Source organism: Streptomyces sp. NPDC051172, from assembly GCF_040682555.1.
In the GTDB taxonomy this organism is placed as follows: Bacteria; Actinomycetota; Actinomycetes; order Streptomycetales; family Streptomycetaceae; genus Streptomyces.
In genome coordinates, this window is the sequence record NZ_JBFBBE010000025.1 from 17,266 (window position 1) to 33,919 (window position 16,654).

11 protein-coding genes are annotated in these 16,654 nt (G+C 69.4%); 6 read left to right on the forward strand and 5 right to left on the reverse strand.

What is annotated here, in order from left to right; all coding sequences use genetic code 11:
* Positions 1-6 precede the first annotated feature (6 nt).
* The 3 genes from glpK to AB0N07_RS17520 form a co-directional block, all read right to left on the reverse strand.
* Positions 7-1,548 (reverse strand): glycerol kinase GlpK, encoded by a 1,542-nt coding sequence (gene glpK / locus AB0N07_RS17510; RefSeq protein ID WP_365835821.1) that lies wholly within the window; start codon positions 1,546-1,548, stop codon positions 7-9.
* 78 nt (positions 1,549-1,626) lie between these two features.
* On the reverse strand, positions 1,627-2,427 hold the full coding sequence (locus AB0N07_RS17515; protein WP_365835823.1) for an MIP/aquaporin family protein: 801 nt from the start codon (positions 2,425-2,427) through the stop codon (positions 1,627-1,629).
* A 374-nt stretch (positions 2,428-2,801) separates the two neighbouring features.
* The gene (locus AB0N07_RS17520; protein WP_365835825.1) at positions 2,802-3,575 is read right to left on the reverse strand and encodes an IclR family transcriptional regulator; all 774 of its coding nucleotides are present in this window, start codon (positions 3,573-3,575) and stop codon (positions 2,802-2,804) included.
* A 295-nt stretch (positions 3,576-3,870) separates the two neighbouring features.
* Between AB0N07_RS17520 and metH the strand changes: the two genes are divergently transcribed.
* The 4 genes from metH to AB0N07_RS17540 all read left to right on the forward strand — a co-directional run bounded on the left by metH (position 3,871) and on the right by AB0N07_RS17540 (position 12,005).
* Positions 3,871-7,383 (forward strand): methionine synthase, encoded by a 3,513-nt coding sequence (gene metH, locus AB0N07_RS17525; RefSeq protein ID WP_365835828.1) that lies wholly within the window; start codon positions 3,871-3,873, stop codon positions 7,381-7,383.
* A gap of 209 nt (positions 7,384-7,592) precedes the next feature.
* On the forward strand, positions 7,593-8,288 hold the full coding sequence (locus AB0N07_RS17530; RefSeq protein WP_365835830.1) for an HAD family phosphatase: 696 nt from the start codon (positions 7,593-7,595) through the stop codon (positions 8,286-8,288).
* Between the two features lie 463 nt (positions 8,289-8,751).
* Positions 8,752-10,356, forward strand: a complete 1,605-nt coding sequence (locus tag AB0N07_RS17535) for an ABC transporter substrate-binding protein (RefSeq protein WP_365835832.1) — start codon at positions 8,752-8,754, stop codon at positions 10,354-10,356.
* A 68-nt stretch (positions 10,357-10,424) separates the two neighbouring features.
* Complete coding sequence (locus AB0N07_RS17540) at positions 10,425-12,005, forward strand: ABC transporter substrate-binding protein (protein WP_365835834.1); 1,581 nt, start codon at positions 10,425-10,427, stop codon at positions 12,003-12,005.
* Between the two features lie 68 nt (positions 12,006-12,073).
* Here AB0N07_RS17540 and AB0N07_RS17545 read toward each other — a convergent pair whose 3' ends face one another.
* Entirely contained in the window at positions 12,074-12,745 is a 672-nt protein-coding gene (locus AB0N07_RS17545; protein WP_099927643.1) for a response regulator transcription factor, read from the reverse strand.
* A gap of 162 nt (positions 12,746-12,907) precedes the next feature.
* Positions 12,908-13,855 (reverse strand): RecB family exonuclease, encoded by a 948-nt coding sequence (locus AB0N07_RS17550; protein ID WP_365835836.1) that lies wholly within the window; start codon positions 13,853-13,855, stop codon positions 12,908-12,910.
* 175 nt (positions 13,856-14,030) lie between these two features.
* Here AB0N07_RS17550 and AB0N07_RS17555 point away from each other — a divergent pair, with 175 nt between their 5' ends.
* Positions 14,031-15,503 (forward strand): site-2 protease family protein, encoded by a 1,473-nt coding sequence (locus AB0N07_RS17555; RefSeq protein ID WP_365835838.1) that lies wholly within the window; start codon positions 14,031-14,033, stop codon positions 15,501-15,503.
* Positions 15,504-15,541: 38 nt separating this feature from the next.
* A complete protein-coding gene (locus tag AB0N07_RS17560) occupies positions 15,542-16,441 on the forward strand; it encodes a tRNA (adenine-N1)-methyltransferase (protein ID WP_020939007.1) in 900 nt (299 codons plus the stop codon).
* The last annotated feature ends 213 nt before the right edge of the window (positions 16,442-16,654 follow it).

Below are 16,654 nucleotides of genomic sequence, written 5' to 3' on the forward strand. Positions count from 1 at the left end.
CCCTCGTCAGCTCTCTTCGTCCTCGATCCAGCCCATGGTCCGCTCGACGGCCTTGAGCCAGGTCTTGTACTCACGGTCGCGGGTGTCCGCGTCCATGCGGGGCGTCCACTCGGCGGCCCGGCGCCAGTTGGCACGCAGGTCGTCGGTGCTGGTCCAGAAGCCGACGGCGAGACCGGCGGCGTAGGCGGCACCGAGGCAGGTCGTCTCGGCGACCATGGGGCGCACCACGGGGGCGTCCAGGAAGTCCGAGAGGGTCTGCATCAGCAGGTTGTTGGAGGTCATGCCGCCGTCGACCTTGAGGGCCGCGAGCTCGACGCCGGAGTCCTTGGTCATGGCGTCCGTGATCTCACGGGTCTGCCAGGCGGTGGCCTCCAGGACGGCACGCGCGAGGTGCGCCTTGGTGACGTACCGGGTCAGACCGGCGATCACACCGCGGGCGTCGGAGCGCCAGTGCGGGGCGAACAGACCGGAGAAGGCCGGCACGAAGTAGGCGCCGCCGTTGTCCTCCACCGAGAGCGCGAGCGTCTCGATCTCGGCGGCGGTGGAGATCAGGCCCATCTGGTCGCGCATCCACTGCACCAGCGAACCGGTGACGGCGATGGAGCCCTCGAGGGCGTAGACCGGCTTGTCGTCGCCGATGCGGTAGCCGACGGTGGTCAGCAGGCCGCTGTACGAGTTGATGATCTTCTCGCCGGTGTTCAGCAGCATGAAGGTGCCGGTGCCGTACGTCGACTTGGCCTCGCCCTCGGCGAAACAGGTCTGGCCGAACAGGGCCGCCTGCTGGTCGCCGAGCGCGGAGGCGACCGGGATGCCGCCGAGCAGGTCGCCCAGCTTGCCGCCCTTGATCTCGCCGTAGACCTCGGCGGAGGAGCGGATCTCCGGCAGCATCGCCAGCGGGACGCCGATGGACTCGGCGATCTTCTCGTCCCACTCCAGCGTGTGCAGGTTCATCAGCATGGTGCGGGAGGCGTTGGTGACGTCGGTGTAGTGCTTGCCGCCGTCGACACCACCGGTCAGGTTCCAGATGACCCAGGTGTCCATGGTGCCGAAGAGGATGTCGCCCGCCTCGGCGCGCTCCCGCAGCCCCTCGACGTTGTCGAGCAGCCAGCGGGCCTTCGGACCGGCGAAGTACGAGGCCAGCGGGAGGCCGGTCTCGCGGCGGAAGCGGTCCTGGCCGACGTTGCGCCCGAGTTCCTTGCACAGGGCGTCGGTGCGGGTGTCCTGCCAGACGATGGCGTTGTGGACGGGCTCACCGGTGTTCTTGTCCCAGAGCAGCGTGGTCTCGCGCTGGTTGGTGATGCCGATGGCCTTGATGTCGTCACGGGTGATGCCGGCCTTCTGGACGGCTCCGGCGACGACTTCCTGGACGTTGGTCCAGATCTCGTTGGCGTTGTGCTCGACCCAGCCCGGCTTGGGGAAGATCTGCTCGTGCTCCTTCTGGTCGACGGAGACGATACGTCCGTCGCGGTCGAAGACGATGCAGCGGGAAGAGGTGGTGCCCTGGTCGATCGCGGCGATGAAGGGGCCGGCGGTGTGCGCGTCGGTCACGGTGTGCTCCTGGAGTTCCTTGGATAGGGGCTGTCTGTACGGCGCGGTGCTGTTTAAGTGCGGTGAAGCCTGGTGCTCTTAAGCAAAAGCGACGTTGTAGATGCCTGCAGCGATCGCGGCGCCGATCAGGGGACCGACGACCGGGACCCAGGCGTAGCCCCAGTCGGAGCCGCCCTTGTTGGGCAGGGGCAGGAGGGCGTGCACGATGCGCGGACCGAGGTCACGGGCCGGGTTGATCGCGTAGCCGGTCGGACCGCCGAGGGACAGACCGATGGAGACGACGACGAGCGAGGTGATCAGGGCGCCCAGGACGCCCAGGCCCTTGCCGCTGTCGTTGAGGCCCTGCGTGAGGACGGCGAGCACCAGCACGATGGTGCCGATGACCTCCGTGGCGACGTTCTGCCAGGCGACCCGGACCTCGGGGCCGGTGGAGAAGATGCCCAGGACCGGGCCGGCGCCCTTCTCCTGGGCCTCGACGGCCTTGGCCGCCGTGGCCTGCGCACCCGGACCGCCGACGATCTCCTTGTCGGTGAGGTGCGCGTGGAACTGGCCGTAGTAGGCGACCCAGACCAGGGCCGCACCGATCACGGCACCGAGCAGCTGTCCGCCCCAGTAGACCGGGACGTCGCTCCAGGCGATGCCGTTCTTCTTGAGCGCGAGTGCGAGCGTCACGGCCGGGTTGAGGTGGGCGCCGGAGAGAGGCGCCGAGGTGTAGACCGCCGTGAGTACCGCGAAGCCCCACCCGAAGGTGATGGCCAGCCAGCCGGCGTTACGGGCCTTGGAGGCCTTCAGCGTCACGGCGGCGCAGACGCCGCCGCCGAGCAGGATGAGTATGGCGGTACCGATGGTCTCGCCGATGAAGATGTCGGAGCTGGACACCCGCGACTCCTTTGTCCTTCGTCCAGGGGACCGAACCCCGGGTCCCTCCGGGAGTTCGAGCTGCCCTCGGGGTGAGAGCGAATACCGGCCCTTGGCGTTGTCACACTCTAGCGCGTATTGCCGGTAGGTGTTCGACAATGCCGACCGATGGACGGGAGTCTTGCTCCGGCGTCAGGTGTGCGTCAAGGGCCTGTGTTGGCGAAAATGCGATCGTTATCGATTGCTGTGAGCTGTCGATCTTGCAGGTCAGATGCGTACGGACGGGTAACAAGCACCAGGCGTACCGACCGGGCGGTTCGCCGGGGCGCCCGGGCACGGCAGAGGCCGGGGCGCCACCCGACGTCCCGGCCCTCTTCTGCCTCCTGCTGCGCCTGTCAGAACCGCCCGGCGCCCAGGTCCCGCGAGACCGCGCGGGCGCAGTCCCGCACCGCGGCGATCAGCTCCGGACGCAGCGCGTCCTTCTCGTCGGCCCGGCACATCCGCTCCACGGCGCCGGTGATGCCCACCGCGCCCACCGGCATCCGCCGCCGGTCGTGGATGGGTGCGGCCACGGAAGCGACACCCTCCCAGGTCTCCTCGACGTCGGCCGCGTAGCCACGCGCCCGCGAGATGTCGAGGATGTGCTCGAAGTCCTCCTGCTCGCACACGGTCCGGTCGGTGAAGGGCTTGCGGTCGGCCTCGATGGCCTCGCTGTGCGCGACCGGGTCGTATGCCGACAGGACCTTGCCCAGGGCCGTGGAGTGCAGGGGCTGCATGGCCCCTATCTCCAGCACTTGACGGCTGTCGTCGGGCCGGAAGACATGGTGCACGATCAGTACGCCCTGCTGGTGCAGGACGCCGAGATACACGCTCTCCCCGCTGGACCGGGCCAGGTCGTCCGTCCACACCAGGGCGCGCGCCCGCAGCTCGTGCACGTCGAGATAGGTGGTGCCCAGGCGCAGCAGCTCGGCGCCCAGCTGATAGCGCCCGGAGGCGTCGTCCTGCTCGACGAAACCCTCCTGCTGGAGGGTGCGCAGAATCCCGTGGGCGGTGCCCTTGGCGAGGCCCAGTGACGAGGCGATGTCCGAGAGGCCGAGCCGTCGCTCGCCGCCCGCGAGCAGCCGCAGCATCGCGGCCGCCCGTTCGAGCGACTGGATGTTCCGTGCCATCGCCGTACTGCCTCCGTCCCCTTCGACCGTCGACGTGCGACGCCGCTGCCGCTGTTCGGCAATGTCGAACACTACCGGTCGATGCCGACCTCCCGCTAATGGTCGGTGCGCATCCGTCGGGTTGTGTTGTGTCACTGGTATCCCGGGAGTGACCTGCTCGTCATCCTCGTCCGTCCCGTGGACGCCCCTGACCATCCCCGGCCGACCCGGTTACCCTGGCGGGGTGCGCCCACCGCGGAGAGTTCCGCGGACCGCCGCAAAGCCGACAGCCGTCGCACCCTAAGGGAGCCCCTTCATGGCCTCGTCGCCGCTGACCCCTTCCGCCGACAGCCGGACCCGTGTGTCCGCGCTCCGCGAGGCGCTCGCCACCCGAGTGGTGGTCGCCGACGGAGCGATGGGCACCATGCTGCAGGCGCAGGACCCCACCCTCGAGGACTTCGAGAACCTCGAGGGCTGCAACGAGATCCTCAACCTCACCCGGCCGGACATCGTCCGCTCCGTCCACGAGGAGTACTTCGCGGCGGACGTCGACTGCGTCGAGACCAACACCTTCGGCGCCAACCACACGGCCGCGTCCGAGTACGACATCGCGGACCGGGTGCACGAGCTGTCGGAGGCGGGCGCGCGGATCGCCCGCGAGGTGGCGGACGAGTTCGCGGCCCGCGACGGCCGTACCCGCTGGGTACTGGGTTCGATCGGCCCCGGCACCAAGCTGCCGACGCTCGGCCACGTCGGCTACGCCACGATCCGCGACGGCTACCAGGCCAACGCCGAGGGCCTGCTCGCGGGCGGCGCGGACGCCCTGATCGTCGAGACCACCCAGGACCTGCTGCAGACCAAGGCCTCGGTGCTCGGAGCCCGCCGTGCCATGGAGGCGACCGGCACGGATGTGCCGCTGCTGGTGTCGATGGCCTTCGAGACGACCGGCACCATGCTGCTCGGCTCGGAGATCGGCGCCGCGCTGACGGCCCTGGAGCCGCTGGGCATCGACATGATCGGCCTGAACTGCTCGACCGGCCCGGCCGAGATGAGCGAGCACCTGCGCTACCTCACCCGGCACTCCCGCATCCCGCTGCTGTGCATGCCGAACGCGGGCCTGCCGGTGCTCACCAAGGACGGCGCGCACTTCCCGCTCGGCCCCGAGGGCCTGGCCGACGCGCAGGAGAACTTCGTCCGCGACTACGGCCTCTCCCTCATCGGTGGCTGCTGCGGCACCACCCCCGAGCACCTGCGCCAGGTCGTCGAGCGGGTCCGCGACCTCGCCCCGGGCGAACGCAACCCGCAGCCCGAGCCGGGCGCCGCCTCCCTCTACCAGACCGTGCCGTTCCGCCAGGACACCTCGTACCTGGCCATCGGCGAGCGCACCAATGCCAACGGCTCGAAGAAGTTCCGCGAGGCCATGCTGGCCGGCCGCTGGGACGACTGTGTGGAGATGGCCCGCGACCAGATCCGCGAGGGCGCCCACATGCTGGACCTGTGTGTGGACTACGTCGGCCGGGACGGCGTCGCCGACATGGAGGAGCTGGCCGGCCGCTTCGCCACCGCCTCCACCCTGCCGATCGTGCTGGACTCCACCGAGGTCGACGTCATCAAGGCGGGCCTGGAGAAGCTCGGCGGGCGCGCGGTCATCAACTCCGTCAACTACGAGGACGGCGACGGCCCCGAGTCCCGCTTCGCGAAGGTCACCAAGCTCGCCCAGGAGCACGGCGCCGCGCTGATCGCGCTGACCATCGACGAGGAGGGCCAGGCCCGCACCCCGGAGAAGAAGGTCGAGATCGCCGAACGGCTCATCGACGACCTGACCGGCAACTGGGGCATCCACGAGTCGGACATCCTCATCGACACCCTGACCTTCACCATCTGCACCGGTCAGGAGGAGTCCCGCAAGGACGGCATCGCCACCATCGAGGCGATCCGCGAGCTCAAGCGGCGCCACCCGGACGTACAGACCACGCTGGGCCTGTCCAACATCTCCTTCGGCCTCAACCCGGCGGCGCGCATCCTGCTCAACTCCGTCTTCCTCGACGAGTGCGTCAAGGCGGGCCTGGACTCGGCGATCGTGCACGCCTCGAAGATCCTGCCGATCGCCCGGTTCAGCGAGGAAGAGGTCACCACTGCCCTCGACCTGATCCACGACCGTCGCAGCGAGGGCTACGACCCGCTGCAGAAGCTGATGGCCCTGTTCGAGGGCGCCACGGCGAAGTCCCTGAAGGCGGGCAAGGCCGAGGAACTGGCCGCGCTGCCGCTGGATGAGCGCCTCAAGCGCCGCATCATCGACGGCGAGAAGAACGGCCTGGAGGCCGACCTCGACGAGGCCCTGCAGACCCGCAAGGCCCTCGACATCGTCAACGAGACACTCCTGGACGGCATGAAGGTCGTCGGCGAGCTGTTCGGCTCCGGCCAGATGCAGCTGCCGTTCGTGCTGCAGTCCGCGGAGGTCATGAAGACCGCGGTCGCCCATCTCGAACCGCACATGGAGAAGTCGGACGCCGAGGGCAAGGGCACCATCGTGCTGGCCACCGTGCGCGGCGACGTGCACGACATCGGCAAGAACCTCGTCGACATCATCCTGTCCAACAACGGCTACAACGTCGTCAACCTCGGCATCAAGCAGCCCGTCTCCGCGATCCTGGAGGCCGCCGAGGAGCACCGCGCCGACGTCATCGGGATGTCCGGGCTCCTGGTCAAGTCCACGGTGATCATGAAGGAGAACCTGGAGGAGCTCAACCAGCGAGGCCTCGCGGCGAACTTCCCGGTCATCCTCGGCGGCGCGGCCCTCACCCGCGCCTACGTCGAGCAGGACCTGCACGAGATCTACCAGGGTGAGGTCCGCTACGCCCGGGACGCCTTCGAGGGCCTGCGCCTGATGGACGCGCTGATCGGGGTCAAGCGCGGGGTGCCCGGTGCCAAACTGCCCGAGCTGAAGCAGCGCCGGGTCAGGGCGGCGACGGTCGAGGTGGAGGAGCGCCCGGAGGAGGGGCATGTCCGCTCCGACGTCGCCACCGACAACCCCATCCCCACCCCGCCGTTCTGGGACACCCGCGTCGTCAAGGGCATCCAGCTCAAGGAGTACGCGAGCTGGCTGGACGAGGGCGCCCTCTTCAAGGGCCAGTGGGGCCTCAAGCAGGCCCGCACCGGTGAGGGACCGACGTACGAGGAGCTCGTCGAGACCGACGGCCGGCCGCGGCTGCGCGGTCTGCTGGACCGGCTGCAGACCGACAACCTGCTGGAAGCGGCCGTGGTCTACGGCTACTTCCCCTGCGTCTCCAAGGACGACGACCTGATCATCCTGGACGAGCAGGGCAACGAGCGCACCCGCTTCACCTTCCCGCGTCAGCGCCGCGGCCGCCGACTGTGCCTCGCGGACTTCTTCCGCCCGGAGGAGGCGGGGGAGACCGACGTCGTCGGTCTGCAGGTCGTCACCGTCGGCTCGCGCATCGGCGAGGAGACGGCCCGCATGTTCGAGGCCAACGCCTACCGCGACTACCTCGAACTCCACGGTCTGTCCGTCCAGTTGGCGGAGGCGCTCGCCGAGTACTGGCACGCGCGCGTGCGTTCGGAACTGGGCTTCGCGGGCGAGGACCCGAGCCAGATGGAGGACATGTTCGCCCTGAAGTACCGGGGCGCCCGCTTCTCCCTGGGCTACGGCGCCTGCCCCGACCTGGAGGACCGCGCCAAGATCGCCGACCTGCTCCAGCCGGAGCGCATCGGCGTCCACCTCTCCGAGGAGTTCCAGCTCCACCCGGAGCAGTCCACCGACGCGATCGTGATCCACCACCCCGAGGCGAAGTACTTCAACGCCCGCTGAAAAACCCGTCGGAAAGGCCGCCCAACAGACTTGCCCGACGGCACATCGACGCACGTCACGGCGGCCCCCGGCGGTATACACGGTGTGCCCCGCGCCACGCCGGATAAACGAGGCGCTTCGGCCGCGACCGTCGTACACTGGTCGGTCCACTGCAGGCCGGTTCCCCGCGCGGGAACCGGCCTGCTCGCCCCTCAAGGAGGTGCGCCCGGATGACCAGTACGGTCCCCGCGCTCGGAACCCGTACGGCCGAAGGCTCAGCCCTGCAGGCCGTACTCCTCGACATGGACGGAACCCTCGTGGACACCGAGGGGTTCTGGTGGGACGTCGAGGTCGAGGTCTTCGCCGGCCTCGGCCACACCCTGGACGACACCTGGCGCCATGTCGTGGTCGGCGGTCCCATGACCCGCAGCGCGGGGTTCCTGATCGAGGCCACCGGTGCCGACATCGCCCTCGCCGAGCTCACGGTGCTGCTCAACCAGGGCTTCGAGGACCGCATCGACCGCGCCCTGCCACTGATGCCGGGCGCCGCCAGGCTGCTCGCCGAACTCTCCGAGTACGAGATCCCCACCGCCCTGGTCTCCGCCTCCCACCGGCGCATCATCGACCGCGTGCTCACCTCGCTCGGCCCCCAGCACTTCGCGCTCTCGGTGGCCGGCGACGAGGTGCCGCGCACCAAGCCGCACCCCGACCCGTATCTGACCGCGGCCGCCGGACTCGGCGTGGACCCGGCCAGATGCGCGGTCGTCGAGGACACCGCGACCGGTGTCGCCTCGGCCGAGGCCGCCGGCTGCCATGTGGTCGCGGTGCCCTCCGTCGCCCCCATCGCCCCTGCCGCCCGGCGCACCGTCGTCACCTCCCTCGAAGACGTCGACCTGGCATTTCTGCGCGGACTGATCACGCTCTGATCACCCGCTGATCGCCACTTGATGACGGAAATGCGCTGAGCGTTCACCCAGCGTGCAGAGGTGATAGGACATGAATTCCCAGGGCTGGTGTACGAAGGAATTCGGAGCGTGGTGGACGGCCCAATTCCGATGCCCACCCCGGCCCTTGGTAATGTGAGGTTCCCCACTCACCCGGGCCTCGACAGGTCGTGCGGGCTGTGCTCTTCGCCCCGGTTCGGGGTGCGGGGACGTGCCCTTGTGTCCCGATTGATGGAACGCTGCACGAATCCTTCCCGGGTCGGGTTTTCGGTCTGTCCGCAACCGGTTTCGCTGCGTGATGGGGGCTCAACTCCGGTGACTGCGAACCGCCGTGCTGGTGCGGACTAATCTCGTCGCGAGAACCATCGCCTCTACCCCCGTGATCCGCCGCGACACCCCTGCATGCCGGATACACGGACCTGAACAGCTCTGGAGAAACACGAGCATGAACCGCAAGACTTTGGTGCTGCCGGCCGTGGTCGGCCTGCTCGCGCCCGTGCTCGCCGCCTGTGGCAGTTCCGACAGCAGCGGCAGCGGCGGGGACGCGATCGCCGTCGGCACCACGGACCGGTTCACCGCCACGAAGGACGCACCCGCGCCGCTCGATCCGGCGTACGCGTACGACGTCGGCACCTGGAACATCCTGCGCCAGACCGTGCAGACCCTGATGATCCAGCCGAAGGGCGAGGGCGACCCCGTGCCCGAGGCCGCGCAGAGCTGCGGCTTCACCGACTCGGGCAACGAGCGCTACGCCTGCACGCTGCGCGACGGCCTGAAGTTCTCCAACGGCGACAAGATCACCGCGGCCGATGTGAAGTTCTCCATCGACCGCGCCCTCGCCATCAAGGCCGACTCCGGCGTGTCTGCCCTGCTCAACACCATCCAGACCGTCGAGACGCAGGGCGACAACCAGGTCATCTTCCACCTGAAGACCGCGGACGCCACCTTCCCGTACAAGCTGTCGACTCCGGTCGCGGGCATCGTCAACCCCGCCGACTACCAGAAGAACAAGCTGCGCGACGGCTTCGGCGTCGACGGATCCGGTCCGTACACCCTTTCCGCCGACGTCAAGAACGACGAGATCGTCAAGGCCACGTTCACCAAGAACCCCAACTACAAGGGGACGCTGAAGGTGAACAACTCCAAGGTCGACATGATCTCCTACGCGGACGCCGACGCGATGGGCAAGGCCCTGGACAAGGGTGACATCGACGTCATGACCCGCACCATGGCCCCGGAGCAGATCCAGAAGCTGTCCGCCGGCACGGACAGCAACGAGGACCTGGTCGAGATGGCGGGTCTGGAGATCCGCTACCTCGCCTTCAACACCAACGCGCCGACCGTGAAGAACAAGGCCGTCCGCCAGGCGATGGCCCAGCTGATCAACCGCGGTGAGCTCGTCGCCAAGGTGTACGGCACCCAGGCCGAGCCGCTGTACTCGCTGGTCCCGGCGAGCATCACCGGCCACTCCAACTCGTTCTTCAACAAGTACGGCGACCCCAGCACCGCCAAGGCCAAGGCCCTGCTGACCGCCGCCAACATCACCACCCCGGTCAAGCTGACGCTGCACTACACGACCGACCACTACGGCTCGGGCACCAAGAAGGAGTTCGAGGTCCTTCAGAAGCAGCTCAACGACAGCGGGCTCTTCAACGTGGACATCCAGGGCTCCCCCTGGACGACCTTCGTCCCGGCCGAGCGCAAGGGCAAGTACGACGTCTGGGGCATGGGCTGGTTCCCGGACTTCCCGGACGCCGACAACTACCTCGCGCCGTTCCTCGACACGGACAACTTCCTCAAGTTGCCCTACCGCAACAGCAAGATCATCAACACCCTGATCCCGGCTTCCCGCCGCGAGGCCGACCGCCTCGCAGCCTCCTCCAACCTGACCGAGATCCAGGACACCGTGGCCGACGACGTCCCGATCCTGCCGCTGTGGCAGGGCAAGCAGTACGTCGCCGCCCGCACCGGCGTCACGGGGACCGCGTACGCGCTCAACTCCTCCTCGACCCTTCAGCTGTGGGAGCTCGGCCGTGGCGTGAGCGGCTGATCTCTCTCGTGCCCGGGGCCCGGGGAGTGTGGCCCCGGGGTTCCGAACCCGACGAGAAGGCGCAAGCAGTGAACATGCGTAACCAGTGGCCGGTCCTGCCCGTAGTGGCGGGGCTGGCCTCCGGCCTTTTGACCGGCTGCGGAACGGGCAGCTCGGACTCCGGGGGGACCGGCTCATCCGTCGTCATGGGAATGTCGGACGACGTCCTGGCGACCGACCCCGCCTCCGGTTACGACCCGGGTTCCTGGCTGTTGTTCGACAACGTCTTCCAGTCGCTGCTCAGCTTCCCCGACGGAGGCACGGAGCCCGAGCCGGAGGCCGCCAAGTCCTGCGCCTTCACCGACACGTCCACCAAGGTCTACCGGTGCACGCTCAAGGACGGCCTCAAGTTCAGCAACGGTGACCCGCTCACCTCCGAGGACGTCAAGTTCTCCTTCGACCGCATGCTCAAGATCAACGACGCCGCCGGTCCGGCCATCATGTTCCCCATGCTGGACAAGGTGGAGGCGCCCGACGCCAAGACCGTCGTCTTCCGGCTGAAGGTGCCCGACGCCACCTTCCCGAGCAAGATCGCCTCCGGTGCGGGTTCCATCGTCGACCACACCCAGTACGACGGGAACAAGCTGCGCAAGGACGGCAAGGCGGTCGGCTCCGGCCCGTACAAGCTGGACTCGTACGGCGACGACAAGGCCGTCTTCTCCGTCAACGGCAACTACAAGGGCAACGCGAAGACGAAGAACTCCGGCGTGACGCTGCAGTTCTTCCACGGCAAACCGTCCGCCCTGAAGAAGGCGCTGCTCGACGGCAGGATCGACATCGCCTACCGGGGTCTGAGCGCGGGCGACATCGCCGGCATCGAGAACGCCGACAACAGCTCCAAGGCCGAGGTCGTCGAGGGCAGCAGTGCCGAGGTCCAGCACCTGGTCTTCAACATGAAGGACCCGGTCGCCGGAAAGCTCGGCGTGCGCAAGGCCATCGCCTACCTGCTCGACCGCGACGCCCTCATCAAGGACGTCTACCAGGGCACGGCCACCCCGCTGTACTCGATCATCCCGGCGGGCATCGCAGGCCACAACACGGCCTTCTTCGACACCTACGGCGCCAGCCCCTCACCCGCCAAGGCCGCCGCGGCCCTGAGGAACGAGGGCATCACCGGCAAGGTCAAGCTGACCCTCTGGTCCACCCCGTCGCGCTACGGCCCGGCCACCGACCAGGAGCTGAAGGCGATCGCCGGGCAGCTCAACGCCAGCGGCCTCTTCGACGCCGACGTCAAGTCCGTCGCCTTCGACCAGTACGAGAAGGACATCGCCAAGGGCAAGTACGGCGTGTACGTGAAGGGCTGGGTGCCCGACTACCCGGACGCCGACAACTTCACGGCGCCGTTCTTCGGCCGGGGCAACGTACTGAGCAACCACTACAGCAACAGCACGATCACCGGCACCCTCATCCCGCGCACCGCCGCCGAGAGCGACCGCGCCGCGACCGACAACGACTACGGCAGGCTGCAGGACATCGTCGCCGACCAGCTGCCCGTCCTCCCGGTCTGGCAGGCCAAGCAGTACGCGGTCACCCGCCAGAACGTCTACGGCCTCGAGTACTGCCTCGACGCCTCGACGGTCTTCCGCTTCTGGGAACTCAGCAAGGGCTGAACGACAGCCGTACGAAGACGAAGGGCGCCCTCCGCGCGAGAGGGCGCCCTTCGGTCGTACAACTGCCGCTACTGCGCGCCGGGCCGCACCAGCCCACTCTCGTACGCATACACCGCGGCCTGCACCCGGTCACGCAGCCCCAGCTTCGTCAGCACATGGCCCACGTGCGTCTTGACGGTGGTCTCGCTGACGAACAGATCGGCGGCGATCTCCGCGTTGGACAGCCCGCGGGCCACCAGCTTGAGCACCTCCACCTCGCGTTCGGTCAGCGTGTGCAGCGTGTCCGGCACGGGCTCGTCCCCGGAGGGCAGATGCGTGGCGTACTTGTCCAGCAGCCGCCGGGTGATGCTCGGCGCCAGCATGGCCTCACCGCCGGCCACCACCCGGATCGCCTGCACCAGCTCGTTGGCCGGCGCGTCCTTCAGCAGAAAGCCGCTGGCACCCGCCCGCAGCGCCTCCACCACGTACTCGTCGAGGTCGAACGTGGTCAGCACCAGCACCTTCGCCGGACCGTCCCGCCCGGGCCCGGTGATCTGCCGGGTCGCCTCCACCCCGTCCATGCGAGGCATACGGATGTCCATCAGGACCACGTCGGGCTGCAGCGCCCGCACCTGGTCGAGGGCCTGGAGGCCGTCTCCGGCCTCGCCGACGACCGCGATGTCCTGCTCGGCCTCCAGGATCATCCGGAAGCCGGTACGCAGCAGCGGCTGGTCGTCGACCAGTAGGACGCGGATGGCCACGTAAGTCTCCTTCGCTAGTCCGGCCCCATTCTGCCCTGCGAGACGACCACGGACTCCGCCGCCCTCGGAGCCGGTGGACAAACCCCCGTCGCAGCCGTCGGCGCCGACGGACGTGCCGCCCTGCTGCCCCGCCCGTCCCACCCTCCGGGCGACCGGCGGGGTCTACTCGCCGGCTCTGACCGGCAGCGGATACGGCGGGGGAGTACCGCCGAATTCCGGGCAGTGCGCCTGGTGGTCGCACCAGCCGCACAGCTTGGTGGGGCGCGGGCGCCAGTCGCCCGACTCCGTCGCCTGCCGGATCGCCTCCCACAGCGCGAGCAGCTTGCGCTCGACGCGCTCCAGGTCGGCGAGGACCGGGTCGTAGGTCAACACGTCCCCGCTGCCGAGATACACGAGCTGCAGCCGCCTCGGCACCACGTTCTTCAGACGCCACACCACCAGGGCGTAGAACTTCATCTGGAACAGCGCCCCTTCGGCGTACTCCGGCCGCGGCGCCTTGCCCGTCTTGTAGTCGACGATCCGCACCTCACCCGTGGGCGCCACGTCCACCCGGTCGATGATCCCGCGCAGCATCAGCCCGGAATCCAGCTCCGCCTGCACGAACAGCTCCCGCTCGGCAGGCTCCAGCCGGGTCGGATCCTCCAGCGTGAACCAGCGCTCGACGAGCTGCTCCGCCTCGCCCAGCCAGCGCGCCAGCCGCTCGCCCTGCGGATCGTCCTCGAACAGCTCCACCACTTCCGGCCGGTTCTCCCGCAGCCGGTCCCACTGCCCGGGGATCAGGGACTTGGCGCGCGGCGCGGTCCGCTCCGCGGCCGGGGCGTCGAAGAGCCGCTCCAGCACCGCATGCACCAGCGTGCCCCGGGTCGCCGCCTCGCTCGGCTTCTCGGGCAGCCGGTCGATGACACGGAACCGGTAGAGCAGGGGGCACTGCATGAAGTCACTTGCCCGGGAGGGCGACAGACTGGCGGGCGCCATGGCGACGCGCGGGACCGCGTCCGCCGTGCCGACCGGCGGCACCGCTTCCGCCGCCGGCTCCACCGTGACCGGCGCATCCGCCTGCGTCACCTCGCTGCTGGGGGCCTCCACCGCGCCCTCCGTACTCGTCTCCATGCCCCAGACCATACGGCCCGCCACTGACAGTGACCCGCCCGTGGGCCGTGACAGCTGTGACGCCTGGGGAAAGAGAGGGGGTGCCGGGGCGGGACGCTTCCCGACGGCCGCATACCATCGACCCGAGACCCTTCCGCCCGGCAGGCGCGGAAGACGCTTCGAACGAGGGGACATCGTGGACGAGAGCGGCGGGAGCGGGAAGCCGCGGTCCGGCACCGACGAGCCGGCCGAGCACCACGCAGGGTCAGCGGCCCCGGCCGCCCCCGCGCCCACCCCGGCCGACCAACAGTCCCCCACGGCCGACGAGGACCACCCGGCGCCGGACGACGGCACCGACACCGCGAGCAGCGGCGACCGCGAGAACCGGCCCGCCGCAGGCGACGCGCCCGCCCCGGAAACGAGCCCCGCGGACGGCACCGCAGCGAACAGCCCGGGGGACGAGCGCACCTTCGCCCACTCCGGCACCGCCAAGAACCGCCCGCCCAAGCGCCCCCGGGAACCCGGCGGCGGCCTCCTCATGGGCCGCCCCTTCGGCGTGCCCGTGTACGTCGCGCCCAGCTGGTTCCTCGTCGCCGCCCTGATCACCTGGGTCTTCGGCGGCCAGCTCGACCGCGTCCTGCCCGAACTCGGCGCGGCCCGCTACCTCGTCTCCCTCTTCTTCGCCGTCGCCTTCTACGCCTCCGTCCTCGTCCACGAGCTGGCCCACACGGTCGCGGCCCTCCGCTTCAAACTCCCCGTCCGCCGCATCCAGCTCCAGTTCTTCGGCGGCGTCTCCGAGATCGAGAAAGAGGCCGAGACCCCCGGCCGCGAATTCGTCCTGGCCTTCGTCGGCCCGCTCTTCTCCCTCGTCCTCGCGGGCCTCTTCTACATCGCCCTGCTGCCCGTCGAGCCCGGCACCGTCCCCGGCGTCCTGCTCGCGGGCCTGATGATCTCCAACCTCATCGTGGCCGCCTTCAACCTCCTGCCCGGCCTGCCCCTCGACGGCGGCCGCATGCTCCGTGCCGTCGTCTGGAAGATCACCGGCAAACCCATGAGCGGCACCATCGCCGCCGCCTGGATCGGCCGCGCCCTCGCCGTGTCCGTCCTCATCGGTCTCCCTATGCTCACCCAGTCCGGCGCCCTCGGCACCACCGCCGAGGACAGCGTCGGCATGGACACCGTCACCGACGCCCTGCTCGCCGCCATCCTCGCCGCGATCATCTGGACCGGCGCCGGCAACAGCCTGCGCATGGCCCGCCTCAGGGAACACCTGCCGGAACTGCGCGCCCGCAACCTCACCCGCCGCGCCGTCCCCGTCGAGACCGACACCCCCCTGTCGGAGGCGCTGCGCCGCGCAAACGCGGCCGGTGCCCGCGCCCTCGTCGTCGTCGACCCCGAAGGCAACCCCCTCTCGCTCGTCCGCGAGGCCGCCATCGTCGGCGTACCCGAACACCGCCGCCCCTGGGTCGCCGTCAGCGGCCTCGCCCAGGACCTCACCGACGGCATGCGCGTCTCCGCGGAACTCGCCGGCGAAGACCTCCTCGACGTCCTGCGCGCCACCCCCGCCACCGAATACCTGGTGGTCGAGGAGACCGGCGAGATCTACGGTGTCCTGTCCGCCGCCGACGTCGAGCGGGCCTTCGTGAAGGCCATGGCCAGACCCTCCTAGTGGTCGGCGGCCCCACCAAACCCCGGTAGGCTGTTCACATGTCCGAACCGACCGGTGCCGCCCGCAGGCGCGGGCCCTTCAAGGTCGGGGACCAGGTTCAGCTGACCGACCCCAAGGGCCGCCACTACACGTTCACGCTCGAGGCCGGGAAGAACTTCCACACCCACAAGGGTTCCTTCCCGCACGACGAACTGATCGGCGCTCCCGAGGGCAGCGTTGTCCGCACCACCGGGAACGTCGCCTACCTCGCGCTGCGCCCCCTGCTCCCCGACTACGTCCTGTCCATGCCCCGCGGGGCTGCCGTCGTCTACCCCAAGGACGCCGGGCAGATCCTCGCCTTCGCCGACATCTTCCCCGGCGCCCGCGTCGTCGAGGCCGGCGTCGGCTCCGGCTCGCTCAGCAGCTTCCTGCTGCGCGCCATCGGCGACCAGGGCATGCTGCACAGCTACGAGCGCCGCGAGGACTTCGCCGAGATCGCCCAGCAGAACGTCGAGCGCTACTTCGGCGGCCCGCACCCCGCCTGGCAGCTCACCGTCGGCGACCTCCAGGACAACCTGTCCGACACCGACGTCGACCGCGTCATCCTCGACATGCTCGCCCCCTGGGAGTGCCTGGAGGCCGTCTCCAAGGCGCTCGTCCCCGGCGGCATCCTGTGCTGCTACGTCGCTACCACCACGCAGCTCGCCCGGACCGTCGAGTCCATCCGCGAGATCGGCTCCTTCAACGAGCCGACCGCCTGGGAGACGATGATCCGCAACTGGCACATCGAGGGCCTGGCCGTCCGCCCGGACCACCGGATGATCGGCCACACCGGCTTCCTGCTCACCGCCCGCCGCCTCGCGGACGGCGTCGAGCCGCCCATGCGCCGCCGCCGCCCCGCCAAGGGCGCCTACGGCGAGGACTACGCCGGCCCCAACGCCGACGGAGGCGGCCGCTGACGCGGCCGCAACACCGCACCCAACGAAAGGGCGCTGCCGCCGAGTTCCCGGACATCATCCGCAACTCGGCCGCAGCGCCCTTCTGTTGACACCTCGCCACAAACAGAACAAACCCGGCATCGCTCATTCGAGGAACCGAACACCCCGCCGTTCCCCCGCACTGTGACGTGTGGCACGATGCAGGCCACCCCCACCGGCACAGCCCTCACGGGA

What these genes read in the sequence shown, in the direction of transcription:
- AB0N07_RS17520 (WP_365835825.1), bottom strand. Translation starts at nt 3,575, where the DNA reads ATGGCACGGAACATCCAGTCGCTCGAACGGGCGGCCGCGATGCTGCGG.
- metH (WP_365835828.1), top strand. Translation starts at nt 3,871, where the DNA reads ATGGCCTCGTCGCCGCTGACCCCTTCCGCCGACAGCCGGACCCGTGTG.
- AB0N07_RS17530 (WP_365835830.1), top strand. Translation starts at nt 7,593, where the DNA reads ATGACCAGTACGGTCCCCGCGCTCGGAACCCGTACGGCCGAAGGCTCA.
- AB0N07_RS17535 (WP_365835832.1), top strand. Translation starts at nt 8,752, where the DNA reads ATGAACCGCAAGACTTTGGTGCTGCCGGCCGTGGTCGGCCTGCTCGCG.
- AB0N07_RS17550 (WP_365835836.1), bottom strand. Translation starts at nt 13,855, where the DNA reads ATGGAGACGAGTACGGAGGGCGCGGTGGAGGCCCCCAGCAGCGAGGTG.
- AB0N07_RS17560 (WP_020939007.1), top strand. Translation starts at nt 15,542, where the DNA reads ATGTCCGAACCGACCGGTGCCGCCCGCAGGCGCGGGCCCTTCAAGGTC.